Annotated in this window: 12 protein-coding genes; 4 read left to right on the forward strand and 8 right to left on the reverse strand. The window is 72.2% G+C overall.

The genetic code is table 11. The features are described from left to right. The first annotated feature begins 1 nt into the window (after position 1). The 4 genes from LIV37_RS09035 (at position 2) to LIV37_RS09050 (ending at position 3,321) form a co-directional block, all read left to right on the forward strand. On the forward strand, positions 2-730 hold the full coding sequence (locus LIV37_RS09035; RefSeq protein ID WP_020866803.1) for a TetR/AcrR family transcriptional regulator: 729 nt from the start codon (positions 2-4) through the stop codon (positions 728-730). Positions 731-770: 40 nt separating this feature from the next. Further along, positions 771-1,925 carry an MAB_1171c family putative transporter gene (locus LIV37_RS09040; RefSeq protein WP_020866804.1) on the forward strand — a complete coding sequence of 385 codons (1,155 nt, stop codon included), beginning with the start codon at positions 771-773 and terminating at the stop codon, positions 1,923-1,925. A 360-nt stretch (positions 1,926-2,285) separates the two neighbouring features. After that, positions 2,286-2,726 (forward strand): helix-turn-helix domain-containing protein, encoded by a 441-nt coding sequence (locus LIV37_RS09045; RefSeq protein ID WP_020866805.1) that lies wholly within the window; start codon positions 2,286-2,288, stop codon positions 2,724-2,726. A 25-nt stretch (positions 2,727-2,751) separates the two neighbouring features. Continuing rightward, positions 2,752-3,321: a toxin gene (locus LIV37_RS09050; RefSeq protein ID WP_020866806.1), complete on the forward strand. Its 570-nt coding sequence runs from the start codon at positions 2,752-2,754 to the stop codon at positions 3,319-3,321. A gap of 22 nt (positions 3,322-3,343) precedes the next feature. Here LIV37_RS09050 and LIV37_RS09055 read toward each other — a convergent pair whose 3' ends face one another. From LIV37_RS09055 to LIV37_RS09090, 8 genes are all read right to left on the reverse strand, one after another. Beyond that, a complete protein-coding gene (locus LIV37_RS09055; protein WP_276063773.1) occupies positions 3,344-6,781 on the reverse strand; it encodes an aminotransferase class I/II-fold pyridoxal phosphate-dependent enzyme in 3,438 nt (1,145 codons plus the stop codon). A 26-nt stretch (positions 6,782-6,807) separates the two neighbouring features. After that, the gene (locus tag LIV37_RS09060; RefSeq protein ID WP_020866808.1) at positions 6,808-7,749 is read right to left on the reverse strand and encodes an NAD-dependent epimerase/dehydratase family protein; all 942 of its coding nucleotides are present in this window, start codon (positions 7,747-7,749) and stop codon (positions 6,808-6,810) included. Positions 7,750-7,806: 57 nt separating this feature from the next. Further along, positions 7,807-9,396, reverse strand: a complete 1,590-nt coding sequence (locus LIV37_RS09065; protein ID WP_020866809.1) for an amidase family protein — start codon at positions 9,394-9,396, stop codon at positions 7,807-7,809. Positions 9,397-10,092: 696 nt separating this feature from the next. Next, positions 10,093-11,493, reverse strand: a complete 1,401-nt coding sequence (locus LIV37_RS09070; RefSeq protein ID WP_020866810.1) for a cytochrome P450 — start codon at positions 11,491-11,493, stop codon at positions 10,093-10,095. A 195-nt stretch (positions 11,494-11,688) separates the two neighbouring features. Next, positions 11,689-12,843, reverse strand: a complete 1,155-nt coding sequence (locus LIV37_RS09075) for an ABC transporter substrate-binding protein (protein WP_121826147.1) — start codon at positions 12,841-12,843, stop codon at positions 11,689-11,691. A 65-nt stretch (positions 12,844-12,908) separates the two neighbouring features. Then, entirely contained in the window at positions 12,909-13,835 is a 927-nt protein-coding gene (locus LIV37_RS09080; RefSeq protein WP_020866812.1) for an ABC transporter permease, read from the reverse strand. After that, a complete protein-coding gene (locus LIV37_RS09085) occupies positions 13,832-14,659 on the reverse strand; it encodes an ABC transporter ATP-binding protein (protein ID WP_020866813.1) in 828 nt (275 codons plus the stop codon). The genes LIV37_RS09080 and LIV37_RS09085 overlap by 4 nt, the downstream gene beginning before the upstream one ends. Before the next feature lie 147 nt (positions 14,660-14,806). Then, positions 14,807-16,747: a glycoside hydrolase family 5 protein gene (locus tag LIV37_RS09090; RefSeq protein ID WP_020866814.1), complete on the reverse strand. Its 1,941-nt coding sequence runs from the start codon at positions 16,745-16,747 to the stop codon at positions 14,807-14,809. Positions 16,748-16,812: the final 65 nt, after the last annotated feature.

Raw genomic sequence — 16,812 nt, forward strand, 5'->3', positions numbered from 1 at the left:
CATGGATGTTTCCGGAACAGGTTCCGCCGACGACAACTCCGGGGCGCGGGCGGTCATCACGGCCACCGCGCGCCAACTGCTGGTGAAACTGGGCGCCGGAGGACTGTCCCCGGCCGCCGTCGCCGGTGAGAGCGGTCTTCCCGTCAGCGAGGTGGAAGCCGTCTTCCCGCACCGGGACGATCTGCTGACCGCGCTGCTCATCGACGCCTACAACGACTCCGGTGCCGCGATGGAGGAGGCCGACCGGGCCGCCCGGGACGCGGGCGCGTCGGCGGGTGCGCGGCTGCTCGCGGTCACGCGGGCGCTGCGCCGGTGGTCCTTCGCCAGCCCCGGCGAGTTCACGCTGGTCTACGGCTCGCCCGTGCCGGACTACCACGCCCCGCAGGAGACCGTCCCGCCCGCCTCGCGCACCCCCGCGGTGCTGGCCGGCATCGTGCGGTCGGCGCTGGAGGCCGGTGAACTCACCGCGCCCCGGCGGGAGGTGCCGGGGCCGCCGCTGCTGCTGCCGGAGGCCGTGCACCTCTTCGGCGGCACGCCCGAGGCCCCGTTCTCGGACGTCATCGAGCGCGGCATCGTGCTGTGGAGCAGCCTGATCGGGCTGCTGGTGTTCCAGGTCTTCAGCCGCACCCATGACAGCGTCCGGGACGAGGCCGCGTTCTTCGACTACGCCGTCGCCGTCGCGGCCGAAGGGATCGGACTCGTGGTTCCCTTGGGCGACAACACCGACTGAATCGTTCGCCGCGTGCGCGGCACCTGTGGGGGAAAGGGCCGTGAACACCATCAAGACTCTCTGCTTCGTCATCGCGGCGCTGTCGTCGTACGCGGCGCTCGTCTACCGGCTGTTCCAGGTCAGACGCGGCTGGCGGGACAGCGCCTACCGCACGCTGTTAGTCACCCTGCTGCTGCAGTGCCTCACCTTCACGATGGGTGCCGTCGCCATGGGGAGCGATCGCTTCCTGGGCGTCGGCAACCTCGCGATCCTGGTGATGCACCTGTCGGCGGTCGCCTTCTGCGTCAGCGCGCAGATCATCCTGCTGCGCTGGGCGACCGGCGCCGAGGAGTCGGGGCGCAAGGCCCGCTACTGGCTGATCACCGGCATCGCCCTCAACGCGCTCCTTACGGCGCTCTTCCTCATCGCCGACGGCCCCGGCAGGCCGGCCGAGGACTTCAACACCGGCAGCGGCCGGCCGCTGATCCTCACCTACCTCCTGGTCTTCATGGTCTCCCAGGCGGTTCCGTGCGTCACCATCCTGCGCCAGTGCGGGCCCTACGCCCGTATGGCGAGCAAGACCTCGCTGCGGCAGGCCCTGCGGCTGCTCTCCGTCGCCGCGGTGATCCTCTTCCTGTACTGCCTGGCCCGGGTGGTCAACGTCGTCACGGCCGCGTGCGGGCTCGACATCGGCGCCTGGACCCTGGCCGCCTCCGTCTTCAGCGCGCTGGGCATCGTCACCCTCTCGCTCGCCCTGACGATCTCCTCCTGGGGGCCGTCGGCCACCAAGCTGCTGGAGTGGGCGCGCGGCTACCGGTCCTACCGGGCGCTGTATCCGCTGTGGCGGGACCTGTACGAGTCCTCGCCGGACATCGTCCTGGAGCCGCCCGGGGCCGCGGTCTCCGACCTCAACTACCGGTTACACCGGAGGGTCATCGAAATACGGGACGGATGGCGGGAGTTGCGCCCCTACATCGACCGCACCACGAACGGCGACGCCGGGGCGGGCCCCAGGGGGAGCGAGGAGTCCCGGCAGGCGTTCGCCGAGGCGGCTCAGATCAGGCAGGCCCTGCACGCCAAGCGCACCGGCACCATTCCCGACGACAACGCGGACACCGGTGACTTCGGGGACCGCGACACGGACAACTTCAGCGCCGAGGTCGTCTGGCTCACCAAGGTGGCCTCCGCCTACCGGCGGCTCGGCAAGGCGGGCTGACGGCCGGCGCAGCGCGCCGACCGTAGGCGCGTTCGCCGCCCAGGGTGGATCCCGCCCGGTCTGCCCCCGTCAGGCCGAGCGGGACTTCCCCCGTGTTTCCCCCGTGCCTCCCGTTTCCTTACTTCCGGGCCGAGTGGGTGGCCCCACTCGGTCCGGCCCGGGCCCGGCCCCGGAAGGCCGGGCCGGACCAGGCCGATAGGACTGGCAGCCAACTCGGCCACCCCCGTGAGCGGAGTTAGCTAGCAGCTATCGACGAGGTCCACGGTGGCGGAGTTACGTCTGATTGTCAACTGACCGCTAATCTGCGAAACTGACGATTAGCCGGGGGCAAAGCCGAGGAGGTGAGGGAGGGAGATTCGTATGTCCGAGACTGACGACCGGCCCATGCTGGCAGTGCGTCTGGACAACCTCTTCAAGACGGTTCGTCCCAAGGGCAAGCACTGGACCAACGCCGAGGTGGCGGAGGAGCTCAAGCGGGCCAACCCCGAATTGAAGGTCGGGGGTGTGTATCTGTCGCAGTTGCGGACGGGCAAGCGCTCCAATCCCTCCCCGGACCTGCTGGCCGCCCTGGCACGCTTCTTCGGCGTGTCGGTGGCCTACTTCTTCGACGACCAGGTCGCCGAGTCGGTGCTCAGTGAGATCGCCGGCATCGAGGCGCTGCGCCAGGCCGGGGTCCGTGCCGTGGCGATGCGCGCGGCGGGGATGAAGAAGGAGAACCTCGAGGCCATCACGACCATCATGGATCAGTACCGGCAGCTCCAGGGCCTTCCGCCGGTCAGCGACACCTCGGACTCGGAATGACACAGGCTCTGAGGGGTGCGGCTGGGTGAGGGGCGCAGGCAGGGGGCGGTCGGCCGATCACGACCGCCGCAGTCAGCTCAAGAAGCTCCGGAAGGCCGGTGCGCGGCGGATCGCCGACCTCGACCTGCCGGAGGTGGCCGATGTGGCCGAGCTCTGCCGCCATCTCGGCGAGGTCCGCGGCCGCCCGATCACGCTGGTCCCGATGCCGATGCCGGCGACGCACCCCTGCGGCATGTGGGTCGCCGCCCGCGACGAGGACCTCATCTTCTATGACGCCAACACGACCAGCGCGCATCAGGAGCACATCATCTTGCACGAGCTGGGCCACATCATCTGCTGCCATCGCGGGGCGGGTTGGCTGGACGAGGCGAGCGCCCGCCTCCTCTTCCCCAACCTCGACCCCGACCTCGTGCGTGACATGCTCCTGCGCGCGACCTACGACGACGTCCAGGAGCAGGAAGCGGAGATCATCGCCTATCTGCTCTCCCAACGGGTGGGCGGCACCGAGGAGCGGCACGGCGCGCCCGCGGCCGGGGACGCCGGGGCATCCGGGAAGGACGCCATGCTCAGCCGGATCGAACGCACCCTGATCTGAGGTTGATCCGACGGTGCCTCACTCATCCCCCGGTGGCCGCCACCTCCTCGGCCAGGATCGCCACGGTGCGCCGGATGTCGTCCTCGCGGTGCTCGCTGGTGACGAAGAACCGCAGCCTGGCGAGCCCCTCCTCCACTGCGGGGTGGAAGATCGGATCGGCGATGACACCGCGGTCGAACAGCCGGTCCGCGATGTGCAGGGTCCTCGCCGAGTCGCCGAGGAGACACGGCACGATCGGCGTGTGGGCGCTGGTGCCCGTCGCAAGGCCGGCCGACCCGGCCAGGCCGAGGAAGAGCTCGGCGTTGCGCCGCAGGGCGCGCACCCGGTGGGGTTCGGCGACGATCAGCTCGGTGGCGGCCAGCGCCGCGGCCGCGTTGGCCGGGGTCAGACCGACGCTGTAGACAAAGCCCGGCAGCGTGTGCCGCAGCCACCGCACCATCCGGGCCGAGCCGCCGAGATAGCCCCCGCAGCTGGCGAACGTCTTGGACAGGGTGCCCATCCACAGGTCCACATCGGTCCGGTCGACGCCGAAGAACTCGCCGACGCCACGGCCGCGTTCGCCCACGGTGCCGATGCTGTGCGCCTCGTCGACCATCAGCAGGGCGCCGTAGCGCCGCTTCAGCTCGATCACGGCGGGCAGGTCCACCAGGTCGCCGTCCATGCTGTAGGCGCCCTCGACGACGATCAGCACCCGTCTGAACCGGGACCGGTTGCGCCGCAGCGTGTCCTCCAGGGCGCCGACGTCGTTGTGGGCGAACGGGCGCCGCGCCGCCCCGGACAGGGCGCAGCCCTGGAGGATGCTGTCGTGGGCGAGCGCGTCGTGCACCACCAGGTCCCGCGCGCCGACGAGGTGCCCGATCGCGGTGACGTTGGTGGCGTGGCCGCTCACCAGCGCCAGGCAGTCCGCGGTGCCGAGGAAGTCGGCCAGCGCCCGCTCCAGCCGTACGGTCAGGTCCCGTTCGCCGGAGAGCACCCGGCTGGCCGAGACCGAGGTCCCGTACCGGTCCACCGCCTGGTGCACGGCCTCGTTGACCGCCGGGTGGCCGGAGAGCCCCAGGTAGTTGTAGCTGCCGAAGGACAGATACGGCCTTTCGCCGATCATGGTCGTATCGCGGATGGTGCCCTGGTGGACGCGGAAGTACGGGAAGTCCGCGCCGCTGCCGGTGATCGTGCTCAGGCGCTCCTCGAACTGCCGCACCTCGGGGAAGTCATCGGCGCACGCGGTCGCCGCGTCCCAGTCGGCCCGTGTCTCCCGGGGCGGTGGCTCGCCGAGGACGGGCTTTCCGGTGAGATGCGGATCGACCAGCCCGACCAGCCGTTCCACGGTGAGGTCGGGCGAGAAGATCTCCTCGGTGCGGAATCCCGGTATCCGCTTGCCGATGTTGACCTCCAGCTCCTGGAGCATCAGGGAGTCGAAGCCGAGGTCGGTCACCAGCTCCATCCGCTCGGTCAGATCGGCGAGCGGGAAGACACCGGTCCGCGAGAGCTCTTCGAGCACGATGGACGCGGCGGATCCGCCACCTGCCCGCGCGTCCACCGGCCCGGTCCGGCCCTCCCCCACCGCCGCGAGGGCGGGCGGGGCCTCCTCGGGCGCGCGCGCCGACTCGTCCACCGCCCAGTGGTGACGCGGGGCGAGCGGACTCGGTGGCAGGGTGCAGGGGGGTATGTGCTCCACCACCGGGCGGAGCCCCGCGCCGGTGACCGCCCGCTCGGCGAGCCGGGCCAGCGCGGCCGGACGCTCCCCGGCGGGCAGCGAGCCCGGCGCGGGCACGGCGGCCTCCGGCCGCTCACCGGGTGGTACCGTCCCGGCCATCTGCCCCGGCCCGAGCCGCCCGGTGCGGCCGGCCGCCCCCGCCTCGGCGGCGGCGGTCAGCTTGGTGACGGCGTCGGCGGTGTCCTCGGCCACCAGGGCGAGGCGTTCGGCGAGCGGAGCCCGGCGGGCCAGGGTCTCCGCCACCCCGGCCAGCGGCGGACGGTCCTCGGCGAGGGTGTCGGCCAGCTCCCGGGCGTAACGGACCAGCCCGGCCCGGTCGCGGGCGCTGAGCACCAGCAGCCGCGGCCCCTCCTCCGGTGCGGGACGGGCCGGTGCGGTGGCGCACTCCTCGACCACCAGATGGACACCGGTGCCACCGAAGCCGAAGGCGCTCACCCCAGCCCGGCGCGGCTGCCCGGACTCCGGCCATACGGTGGGCTTCGTCGGGACGATCAGCCGTGCGGCGTCGAGCCCGGAGCGGTCGGCGAGGTCGAACTCGGGCTGCGGCGGTATCACTCCCCGGTGCACGGCCAGCACCGTCTTGACCAGACCGGCCATCCCGGCGGCGTTGAGCGCGTGTCCGACCACCGCCTTCACCGCGCCGAGGAAGGCGGGCGCGCCCCGCTCGCCCCGCAGTTCGCCCAGGACACCGACCTCGACCGGATCGCCGACCGTGGTCCCGGTGCCGTGCGCCTCGAGGTAGCCCACCGAGTCCGGGGTCAGATCGGCGTCGCGGTAGGCCCGGCGCAGGGCCCTGAGCTGACCGGCCGCCTGGGGGTGCATCCCGCCCTGTACGGTCCCGTCGTTGGCCGTGCCCACGCCCCGGATCACCGCGTAGACCCGGTCGCCGGCGGCCAGCGCGTCGGCCAGGGGGCGCAGCGCCAGGACCCCGGCGCCCTCCCCCAGGACGAAGCCATCGGCCTCGGCGCCGAACGGCAGGCATCTGCCGCTGCGCGAGATGGCGCCGATCCGACACAGCCCCACCAGCAGGTCGGGGGCGAGGATCAGCTGGGCGCCGCCCGCGAGGGCGATGCGGCAGCGCCCCGCGCGCAGTGCGAACACGGCGTTGGCCACGGCCATGAGGCCACCGGAGCACGCCGAGTCCAGCGCGTAGCTCTCGCCGTGCAGATCGAAGACCGAACTGACGGTGTTCGGCCCCATGTTGAGCAGCAGTCCGGCCACGGACGAGCCGTGCAGCCCGTCCACCGCGCGGACCGTCTCCGGCCACCGGGGATCGGTGGCCCGCGCCCCGAACTCGCCGCCGGTCAGCTGGCGCATCCGGATGCGCATCGTGGTGATCTCGCGGTAGCCGCTCTCGGTGAGCGCCGTGATCACCGAGGTCTCCTCGCGGTCGAAGCCCTCGGCCTCCCATCCGGCGTCCTGGATCGCCTCCCGGGTCAGGTCGATCAGCAGCCGCCCTTGCGGGTCCATCGATCTGGCCCGGCGGGGTGGGATGCCGTAGTGCGCCGCGTCGAAGTGGCCCACGTCCGGCAGCAGAGCCATGGTGTCCGTGTAGGTCGAGGATGTGTCACGTAAGTTGTCGCTGAGGAAGGTGGCGGTGCGCCATCTCGAGTCCGGGACGGTGGCGAACTGCGCCCGCGGTTCATTGAGGAGCCGCCAGTACTGGTTGACGTTCCACGCCCCCGGGAACCGGCAGGCCATTCCCACGATCGCGACGTCATCGCGCCGCGTTCCGCTTGCGCCCACTGTGGATTCCTTCGCTGTCACGGCCGTCACCGGGCGGTGGCCAGTCGCTCGCGCCACCACTCCACCGTCGCCTTGACCTGCTCGTCGACGGGGGTGGCGCGCACCGCGAACTCGGCTTCGTAGGCACTCGCGTCCATGATGAAGGGCCGGTCGAACTGGTACCGGACCTCCTTCAGTTCGCGGAGCAGCGGGGAGACCAGCGACGCGAGTCCCAGCACGGCCGACGGCAGCCTGCGCACCGCGACCGGCCCGGTCTCCGCCTCGGTGGCGAGGCGGTCGACCATCTCGCGGGTGGACAGCGCGGGCGCCGTCGGCACGTGCCAGGCCCGCCCCCAGGCCCGCTCCTCGCCCGCCACCTCGGCCAGGGCGGCGGCCACGTCGGGGATATAGCTCCAGCTGTGCGGGGTGTCGGGGTCCCCGAGCGAGGAGACCGACTTGCCGCGCAGCACAGCCGGCACGACCCGCCCGGCAAGGTGTCCGCCGTCGGTGACCCCGGGCCCGAAGAAGTCCGACGCCCGCACCTCGACCGCCTTGATACGGCCCTGCTCATGGAGGGCTCGCGCCTGCTCCCACCCGGCGGCGCGCACCCGCCCCTTGGTGCCGGTGGCGGCGAGCGGCAGCTCCTCGGTCATGGGGCCGTCCACCGGGCCGTACCCGTAGAGGTTACCCAGCATGACCAGGACCGCCCCGGTGGCCTCGGCGGTCGCGCGGAGCGACGAGGCCAGGGACGGCCATTCACTCGCCCAGCGGTGGTAGGGCGGTGCGCCGCAGCTGTAGAGGGCGACCGCGCCCCGCACGGCCTCGGTCAGTCGCTCACTGTCCGTCGCGTCCAGCGCGACATGCTCGATACCCGGTTCCGGGCTGCGGCCCGACCTGGTGATGACACGTACCGTATGGCCTCTTTCGGCGAGCAGCCGAGCAGTGGCCGCCCCCGCGGGCCCGAATCCTATGACGACATGAAGGTTCACGCGCGCACACTAGCGCGAGTATCTGTGGCTTTTGCGGCAGACGTTCCGATGGGCCGGTCACCGGGAGGCGTCGGTTTGCGCTGACGGCAGGTAGCGCGGCGCTCGCCAGGCGTGAAGCCGGCGCTCCACCGCGGCGCCCAGCGACAGCAGTTCGGTGTCCTTGCGGTCACCGGCCATCAGGAGCACACCCACGGGCAGCTCGTCCACGAACCCGGCGGGCACCGACAGGGACGGGTATCCGGCCACCGCCGCGGGGGTCGAGGACGGGATCACATCATTGTCGCCGCGTGCGCAGTCGGTGGTCCAGGCGGGCGGGTTCGTCGGCGAGGCGATGGCGTCCAGTCGATGGGTGGCCATGGTCTCGTCGAGGGAACGCCGCGAAAGGTCCTTCAACTCGGCGCGCATGGCCCGGTATTCGGGGTCGGTGGTGGGAGGCGCGGCAAGCGCCTGCTCGAACAGCTCCTGGCCCGCGAAGCAGCTCTGCTCCGCCGGGTGGGCGCGGTTGAATTCGATCAGCTCGGCGAGGTCTCGCGGGCCCTTGCGGGTGGCGAGGTAGGCGTCGATGTCCCGGTGGAACTCGCTCAGCAGCGCGGGGAACTCCAGCTCGGCCAGCCGGTCCTGGTACGGCGGTGTCACCTCGACGACCTCGGCCCCCGCCGTACGCAGTCGCTTCGCGGTACGGGTCATCACGGCGTCCACCTCGGGCCCGAGCGAGGGCAGCCGCCACAGGCCGATGCGCTTGCCGCGCAGACCGGACGTCTTCGGAAGGGCGGCGGGATCGCCTGGGAGTGCGGTGTCGCTGAGCACCGAGAAGGTGAGCGCGGTGTCGATCACATTGCGCGCCATCGGCCCCGCGGTGTCCTGCTCGGCGGAGATCGGGACCACTCCGGACTGGCTGACGAGGCCGAGGCTGGGCTTGTGGCCGACCACCCCGTTCATCCCGGCCGGGCACACGATGGAGCCGTCGGTCTCGGTGCCGATCGCAACCTGCGCAAGCGACGCGGCGAGCGCGGCGCCCGAACCGGCGGACGACCCGCAGGGATTCCGGTCCAGTACGTAGGGGTTGCTGGTCTGCCCGCCCACCGCCGACCACCCCGAAGTCGGCTTGGCAGCACGGAAGTTGGCCCACTCGGACAGGTTGGTCTTGCCGAGGATCACCGCCCCCGCGTGGCGCAGCCGCGTCACCAGGGCGGCGTCCGCGTCCGGCGGACTTCCGGCCAGCGCCAGCGAACCGGCGGTCGTGGGCAGGTCGCGGGTGTTCACATTGTCCTTGAGGAGGACGGGGATGCCGTCGAGCGGGCCACGGGTGTGGCCGTCGCGGTGCCTGGCGTCGCTGGCGGCCGCCTGCCGCAGGGCGGTGGGGTCGGTGCGCAGCACCGCGTGGATCGTGGGGTCGATGGCCTTGATCCGCCGCAGATAGGCGATGGTCAGGGCGGCCGAGGTCAGCGAACCGTTCGCCATCCGCGTCTGGAGTTGCGGGATCGTCACCGTGTCGAGGTCGAAGCCGAGTTCGGTGGGGGAAGCGGCCGACGGCGACGGGATGCCACCGCCGGTATCGGCGGCCTCGGCCCGCGGTTGCGGTGCGCCCGCGCAGAGGGAGCCCGCCACCAGGGCGGCGACCAGCGTGGCAAGGCTCGGCTTCCTCATGACCCTCATGCTCCTCATGACCCTCATGAGGGTCAGCGCACTACAGGCCGGTGACCCCGCGCAAGGGGCTTACGCGCCGAGCTTGGGCCCGGGGGCCCCGGGGTGCCCGGCGGACCGCGCGGCGGAGCCGCACACCGAGGGCTTTCCCCTCCCCGCCCCTTCCCGATACCAGAGGCTCCGCCCCTGGACCCCGGCCCCCGGGCCGGAGCCCCGCCACGCGGCGAAGCCGCATACCGATGCCGCGGGAAGGGGCGAAGCCCTGGGCCGGGGCCTGGAGCGGAGCCCCGCGCCGGAGCCCCGGGCCGGGGGCTGGGGCGAAGCCCGCGCCGGAGCCTGGAGCGAAGCCCCGCGCCGGAGCCTCAGGCGAAGCCCCTCGCTGGGGCCTCCGACCCGAGGCCCGAAGCGGAGCCCCAGCCCGAGGCCTGGGGCGAAGCCCCACGCCGGAGCCCCGGGCCGGGGGCTGAGGCGAAGACCCGCTCCCGGGTCTCGGGCGAAGCCCCTCACCGGGGCCTCGGGCGCAGCCCCGCGCCGGAGCCTCAGGCGAAGCCCCGAGCCGGGGTCCGGGGCGGAGTCCCGGTTTCGGGGGCTGGGGCGGAGGCCCGGTTTCGGGGGCTGGGGCGGAGTCCCGGTTTTGGGAAGGGGCGGGGAGGGGAATCGCTCGCCGCAGGCGGCATGGTCCGTCCGCGGACATACCCCCTAGCCTCGGCGCAGGCTCGCCAGGAAGCGCCAGAGCGCGGAGCGGGGCCGTTCCGGCTGGGCGGGAGCTGGCGTCGTGTGGGCGGATGGCGCGGGCTCCGGCAGCGGCGGGGGCGCCGCGGCTCCGGCGGCCGGGGGCATCGGGGCCTGCCCCGTCCGCATCCGGTACCGGACCGGGAAGGACTTCAGGCCGCGTACATGTGTGGACGAGCGCCACGGCAACTGGTCCACGGGCAGACCCAGTTCGAAGTCACAGCGCTCGAACAGCTTGCCCACCGCCGTGGTGACGATCATGTCGGCGAGCCCCCGGCCCGGGCACTGGTGCGGCCCCGCGCCCCAGGCCAGATGGGCGCGCGAACTCACCGACGCGTCCTGGCTGCCGGGCGGGGCGAACATCGGATCGCCGTGCGCGGCGGCGATGGAGGGCACCACCACATCGCCCGCGGCGAGCCGGAAGTCCCCCAGGTCGGTGTCGACCGCGGGGAAGCGGAAGGTGAGGTTGACCCACGGCGGCGAGGCGATGTGCACGCGGTTGACCAGCTCCTCGACCGGCCCCGCCATCAGCCCGGCCCGCGTCCCGGACTCCCCGGCCAGCACCTCCAGCACGCTGTTGGTGATGGCGTGGCTGACCAGCTCCGACAGGATGACGATGATCGCGTACAGCTCCAGGCCGATCTGCTCAACCGTCAGCGGGGGCTCGACGGCGAGCAGCCGGGTGGTCAGGTCGTCACCGGGGTGCTGCCTCTTGTACGCGGCGAGTTCGGACGTCGCGGCCACGAGTCGGCCCACGGCGGCCGCGGCGTCCGGGCCGCCGTCCACCATGCGCCACGAGTCCATGAACACGTCGTCGCCCTGTTCGACGGGGAAGCCGAACAGCCGGTTGACGGCCATCAGCGGCAGCGCCCGCGCGAACTGCGCGCCGAGGTCCACCCATCCGCTCTCGCTGCCGTCCGCGAAGAAGGTGATCAGCTCGTCGGCGTGGCGGGAAACGGCGTTCGCCAACTCCCAGGACTGGGGCGTGTCGGAGTCCTGGAAGGGGGCGAGTGCCCCCTCCACGGCGGCGCGTGTCGCCTTGTGCCGCTGGTCGTCCTGGACCAGCAGATGGCTGACCTGGTAGCCGGGCAGATGCGGCCAGTCGGACGGCACCCGGCCCTCGCGCAGCCACCGCCAGTTCTGGACGTCCTTCTTCCACGCGCTCTCGTCGCGCAGCACCTCCCACACCTCGCGGTAGCCGAGCACCAGCCAGACCGGCACCCCGTGCAGATCGACGGGTGCCACCGGCCCGTACCGGGCCCGCAGGCGTGCGTAGACCGCGGCGGGCCGGGTCTCGAAGTCCCGTGTCATCAGCGGCTCGACCGCCAGGGACTCCAGCTCGGACGGCGCGGAGGCGGGAAAGTGCATTTCGATGTCCTTAGTGCGACAGCTGGGCCATTCCGGCCGGGCCGCGGGGTCCGTGTGGGGGAAGCCACACGGCATCTGACGCGCGGCACGGAGCGAGAGTCGGCCCGCTACGGCGCAGGCCACACTAGCGGCCGTTCGGCGGGCTGAACAGCGTCACCAACTTCTCCGGACAGCACAGTTAGAGCGTGGAGCGGGCTAAGGCTTGTGGCCGACCGCCTCCGCGTAGAACGAGCGGTCCACGACCCGGTCCTCGGGCAGGGGGTCGCCCTCGACCACCCCGGCGGTGGCGTACGCCTTCTGCAGGCGGTCCACGGTGCCCGCGCGAATCTCCCAGTCCATGCGCAGCGACGGCACGGCGGCCAGCGTGTCCGGCTCGGTCTTGAGCACGTCGCCGAGGTCGTCGAGGAATGCCTTGTCCTTCTTGTAGTCCCCGGCGAAGTAGGTGTTGACGGTGCGGATGTAGGCGCGCAGGAACGCCACCCCCGCGTCCGGGTCACCGGTCAGCAGATCGGGTCCGAACAGGAGCCCGCCGAGCGGTTCGCCCTTCGGCTGACCGCCGAGGAAGGCGTAGCCCGCGTCGCCGTCCACCTGGCGCCACACCGGGTCGAGCAGCCAGGCCGCGTCCACTCCGCCGTTCTTCAGTGAGGCGAGGACCTCGGCCGGGCCGAGCTGCTGGAAGCGGACGCTGTCCACGTCGGCCTTGTGTGCGGAGAGCACCTCCTCCATCGGGTACGTGATGACCGAGCCCTTGCCGATGAGGGTGCCGACCGTACGGTCCTTGAGGCTGACCCCGCCCGCCGTTTCCCCCGGCCGCAGCCTGGCCCAGAATCCGCTCTTGGAGCCGGGCGCGGGCGTGAAGTTGCCGGCGACCCAGCGAATGTCGAACCCCTGCCGGATGCCGTTGAGCACGGCGGCCTCCGGCGCCGCGTACTGGACGTCGATATCGCCCTTGGCGAGCAGCGGAAGCGCGTCCGGGGTGGGCAGCAGCTTCACTTCGACGTCGAGCTTCTCCTTGCTGAACTCGCCCTTCGCCACGCCGATCCGCAGGGGTGCCAGATACTCGGCGGTCAGCGTGGAGGCGGAGACGACGACCTTCGTCCTCTTCTGCAGCGGCTTCGGCGCGGGCGCGCCGGGCGCGCAACGGGCGGGCCTGCGGGCGGCGGACGTGTCGGAGGGGTCGGTCCAGCCCTTGGCACAGCCCGCGACGGGGGTGATCGGGCGGGGCTTGCTCCGCTTGCCCGGGCCCGCCGAGTCCGAGGTCTGCGCGTCGCAGGCGGCGAGGGAGCCGAGGACGCCCAGCAGGGTCACGCCCGTGAGCAGGGCGCGGGCGAGGGAGGGAGTCCGTGCCATGGGTGCCGCCTTCCGGGCCATGGGTGCCGCCTTCCGGGGGCCGGGGGTCGGAGCCGAGGTGGGGGTCAGGACTGGGGCCGGCCGCGGTCCCGCGGCGCCCAGGGGGTGAGCCGGCGGCCGATGAACCGGACGAGTTCGGAGAAGACCACGCCGAGCACGGCCACGCAGACGATGCCGACGAACATCACGTCGTTCTGGAACAGGGTCCGCGAGTCGAAGATGAGGTGGCCGAGGCCGTCGTTCGCGGCGATCTGCTCGGAGGCGACGATGACGAGGACGGCCACTCCGGCCGCGACCCGCATGCCGACGAGGACCTGCGGCAGCGAGGCGGGCAGCAGGACATGGCGGAACATCTGCCAGGGGCCGGCGCCGAATACCTGTCCGGCCTCCCGGTGGCCCTCGGCGACGCCCATCACGGCGGCCATCGTGGAGATCCACACGAAGAAGAAGACGGTGGTCGCGACGAGCGCGATCTGCGGTCCCTCGCCGAGGCCGAACATGTTGAGGAACACGGGGAGCAGTGCGAGCTTGGGCACGACGTACAGGGCGTCGAGCAACGGTTCCAGGGCCGCGCGGACCATCCGCAGCGCGCCCATCAGCAGCCCGAAGAGATAGCCCGCGGCGGTGCCGAGAGCGTATCCGGCGATCACCCGCTTGAGCGTGGCCCATACGTCAGGCCACAGCTTGCCGTCGGCGGCGCGCTGCCAGCCGTCCGCCGCGATCGTGGACGGCGCGGGGTAGATACGCGAGTCGATCCAGCGCTGATCCGCGGCGAGCTGCCACAGCAGGATCAGCGCGGCGGGCACGGCGAGGGCGAGGGAGAGTTCGATGGCGCGGCGACGCCGGTGGGCGCGGACCGGATCGCGCTCCCCCGGTCCGGGGCGCCGCACCAGCAGCGTCGTCTCGCCGGACCCGGCATCCTGTCCACCTTCGCCGAGGGGTTCACCGGGCCGCGCGGCCGGGGCCGAGGCCGCGGTGTTCTCGCCCTTCATGAGGGCTTCCCCACCGGGTCCGCCGGAGCGGCGGCACCGGCCCCGCCCCGCTGGACCTCGTCGCGCAGGAGTTCCCACAGCTCGGACCGCAGGGCGGCGAACTGCGGAGCGTGGCGCATCGCCCCGGTGCGCGGGCGTTCGAACGGCGGGTGCCGTTCGGCGATCACCCTGCCGGGTCTGGCCGACATCACCACCACCCGGTCCCCGAGCACGATCGCCTCCTCCAGACTGTGGGTGACGAACAGCGCGGTGGTACGGGTCGCCTGGCACACCGCGAGCAGCTCGTCCTGGAGGATGGTGCGCAACTGGGCGTCGAGCGCGGCGAACGGTTCGTCCAGGAGCAGCACCTCCGGCTCCACCGCGAGCGCGCGGGCGATCGCCACCCGCTGCCGCATCCCGCCCGACAAGGTGGCCGGGTAGGCGTCGGCGAAGTCGGAGAGACCGAGCCGGGCCAGCCAGTCCCTGGCCCGCGCGTCGGCGGCCTTGCGTGGCACACGCCGCACATCGAGTCCGAAGCGGACGTTGGCCAGCACGGTCTTCCAGTCGTAGATGCCGTAGTCCTGCGGGATCATCGCGGCCGGGTGCCGGCGACGCGCGCGAATCTCGACCTCGCCACCGCTGGGGCGGGCGAGTCCGGCGACGATGCGCAGGAACGTGGACTTGCCGCAGCCGGACGGGCCGACGATGCAGCAGAACTCCCCGTGTCGAATGTCCATGTCGAGTGGTCCGAGGGCGTGCACCTGCCGGGCTCCGTGCCCGAAGGTGCGGGTCACCGCGCGGGCACGTACTTTCGGCGCGGCCCCGGGTGTGGTGTGCGGCTCCACCCCGTAACTCCTGATCCGGTTGAGCGGGTGTCGTGCGACAACGGCTGCGCGCACCGCTTCAGAATATGACGGACCGTCAGATCCGGGCAAGGGTCGCGGGGCGACTGGCGGCTCAGGGGCAGGTGGCGGCGCGGGACGGCGGACGGCTCAGGACAGGCGGCGGCACAGTAGCGCGTCCGGGCCGCCGGAGCTGCCCACCCGCGTGGTGAAGGCGATACCGGCGGCGTACTCGCCGTCCGCGCACTGGCCCTTGTAGGCGCCGTGGGCGAAATCGCCACCTGCGGCGTCGGCGGGCCGGTTGTCGGAGCGGTCGAACCAGACCGTACGTCCCGTCGCGCCCAATGGGGTGCGGGCCGGAGCGCACAGCGCGGCGGACACCCGGCTGCCGCGGCGGCTGTAGCCGATGAGGAACTGGTCCGAGGGGCACTGGAACTTGGTGTAGCCGGAGGCCCAGTCGCCACCTGCGGGTACGTACCGTTCATCCGTGACGACCGTATGGGCGGTACCGGGGGCGCGCGGATCGTCGGCGCCGGTGTCGGTGCACAGTCCGCGTCCGGCGGTGTGGCTGAGGCCGATCAGCCGAAGCCCGTCGGGGCAGGCCGCCTTGTAGGCGCCCTGATCCCAGTCGCCCCGGCCCCGCTCGATCAGCGACTGCACATGGTCGCCGTGGTCGGTGACGAGCATGCGCCAGGCCGGGACGCGGTCGACGGGACCGGTGTGTTCGGGCGCGGTCATCAGCCGCTGCCACGCCGTACCGCGCCAGTCGCCCTGGTCGAGGATTCCGAATCTGCGGCCCGTGGAGTCGTAGCGCAGCAGCGCCCAGTTGTCGTGGCGTTCCCATCCCACGAGTGGCCAGTAGGCGAAGTCGGCGTCATGGTCGGCGAAGTAGTCGGTGATGTTGGTGAACCAGGCCCGCGGCGCGGCGCCCGCCTCGGCCGATCCGATGCCGAACTCGCTGATCCACACGGGCGCCGTGTAGTGCCGCCCACTGTCCTCGGCGACGAAGAACGCCTGGTCGGTGAGGATTCGATACAGCTCATCCCGGCTGAGGTCCTGGTACCGGGGGTCGTGTGTCTCGCCGACGCCGGTGGCGCCGCTGTGGCGCGGGCCGGTGTATCCGTAGAAGTGGGCCGAGTACACCAGCTTGTGGGTGTTGACGAGGGTGTGCGAGAGGGTGCGTGCGGGGGCCAGGGTGGGGCGCTCATGCGGCAGCCCGTCCACCGGAATGCCGGTCCAGTTGATGCCCTCGATCACGATGAGGAGGTCGGGGTCGGCCTCGGTGAGGATGCGGTCGGCGGCGCGCTGCGCGGCGGTGTACCAGTCGTGCTCATCGCCGAGACCCCAGTTGGGGTCGTCCAGGACATCGCGGCGCACCTCGTTGTAGAGGTCGGCGCCCACGACGCGTGGTTCGACGGCGTAGCGGCGTGCCATGAAGACCCAGTCGTCGATCCACGCTTGCGTGGACTGGCCGCTGTTCCACCGTTCGTTGCCGTCGATGCCGCAGCACCACCGGGTGGTGTTGGTGTGGTTGTTGAGGATGACGGCGAAGCCGTCCCGGCTGAGAGCGGACACCACGGCGTCGAAGACCTGTAGGGGTGTCTTTCCGCGCAGTTGGGTGTTGGCGGCCACGGCGCTGTCCGAGACGGTCGCGGTGGCGTGGATCATCTCGTTGGAGAACGGCAGCCGGATGCTGTTGACGCCGAGCCGATGGAAGTCGGCGAGCAGCGTCGGCAGGGGAACCCGGTCCAGGCCGAGGGGGATGCCGGAGGAGTTCTGCCCGGAGTGGTGGTTGGCGGGGTCGTCGACACTGCCGCTCCCCGTCCACGAGCCCTGCGCACCGTCCCAGTTGGCCGACTTGAGCCGGAAGCGGTCGCCCTTGGCGTCCACGATGTACCGGCCGCGGGTCGACAGCGGCGGCTGCCAGGTGTCGGCCGTGGGGGCGGTGGCGTAGTCGGCCGTGGCAGAGGTGGCGGGGGCCGTCGGCGCGGCGGGCTGCTGGGCGGTGGCGACCGGTCCCGGCGCCGTGGCCAGCAGGGCGAGGATCGACGCGATTCCCGTCAGGTACCCGAGTGTTCTCCTGGTCGGCATGCGGCCTTCCCGTGGGTGAGCGATGGTGCCCGAACGCGGCTCCGCCGGACCCGGCGCGCCCGGGC

Source organism: Streptomyces rapamycinicus NRRL 5491 (assembly GCF_024298965.1).
Taxonomy (GTDB): Bacteria; Actinomycetota; Actinomycetes; order Streptomycetales; family Streptomycetaceae; genus Streptomyces; species Streptomyces rapamycinicus.

Coding starts and splice junctions, on each gene's coding strand:
- LIV37_RS09035 (WP_020866803.1), top strand. CDS start 2: ATGGATGTTTCCGGAACAGGTTCCGCCGACGACAACTCCGGGGCGCGG.
- LIV37_RS09045 (WP_020866805.1), top strand. CDS start 2,286: ATGTCCGAGACTGACGACCGGCCCATGCTGGCAGTGCGTCTGGACAAC.
- LIV37_RS09065 (WP_020866809.1), bottom strand. CDS start 9,396: ATGAGGAAGCCGAGCCTTGCCACGCTGGTCGCCGCCCTGGTGGCGGGC.
- LIV37_RS09070 (WP_020866810.1), bottom strand. CDS start 11,493: ATGCACTTTCCCGCCTCCGCGCCGTCCGAGCTGGAGTCCCTGGCGGTC.
- LIV37_RS09075 (WP_121826147.1), bottom strand. CDS start 12,843: ATGGCACGGACTCCCTCCCTCGCCCGCGCCCTGCTCACGGGCGTGACC.
- LIV37_RS09080 (WP_020866812.1), bottom strand. CDS start 13,835: ATGAAGGGCGAGAACACCGCGGCCTCGGCCCCGGCCGCGCGGCCCGGT.
- LIV37_RS09090 (WP_020866814.1), bottom strand. CDS start 16,747: ATGCCGACCAGGAGAACACTCGGGTACCTGACGGGAATCGCGTCGATC.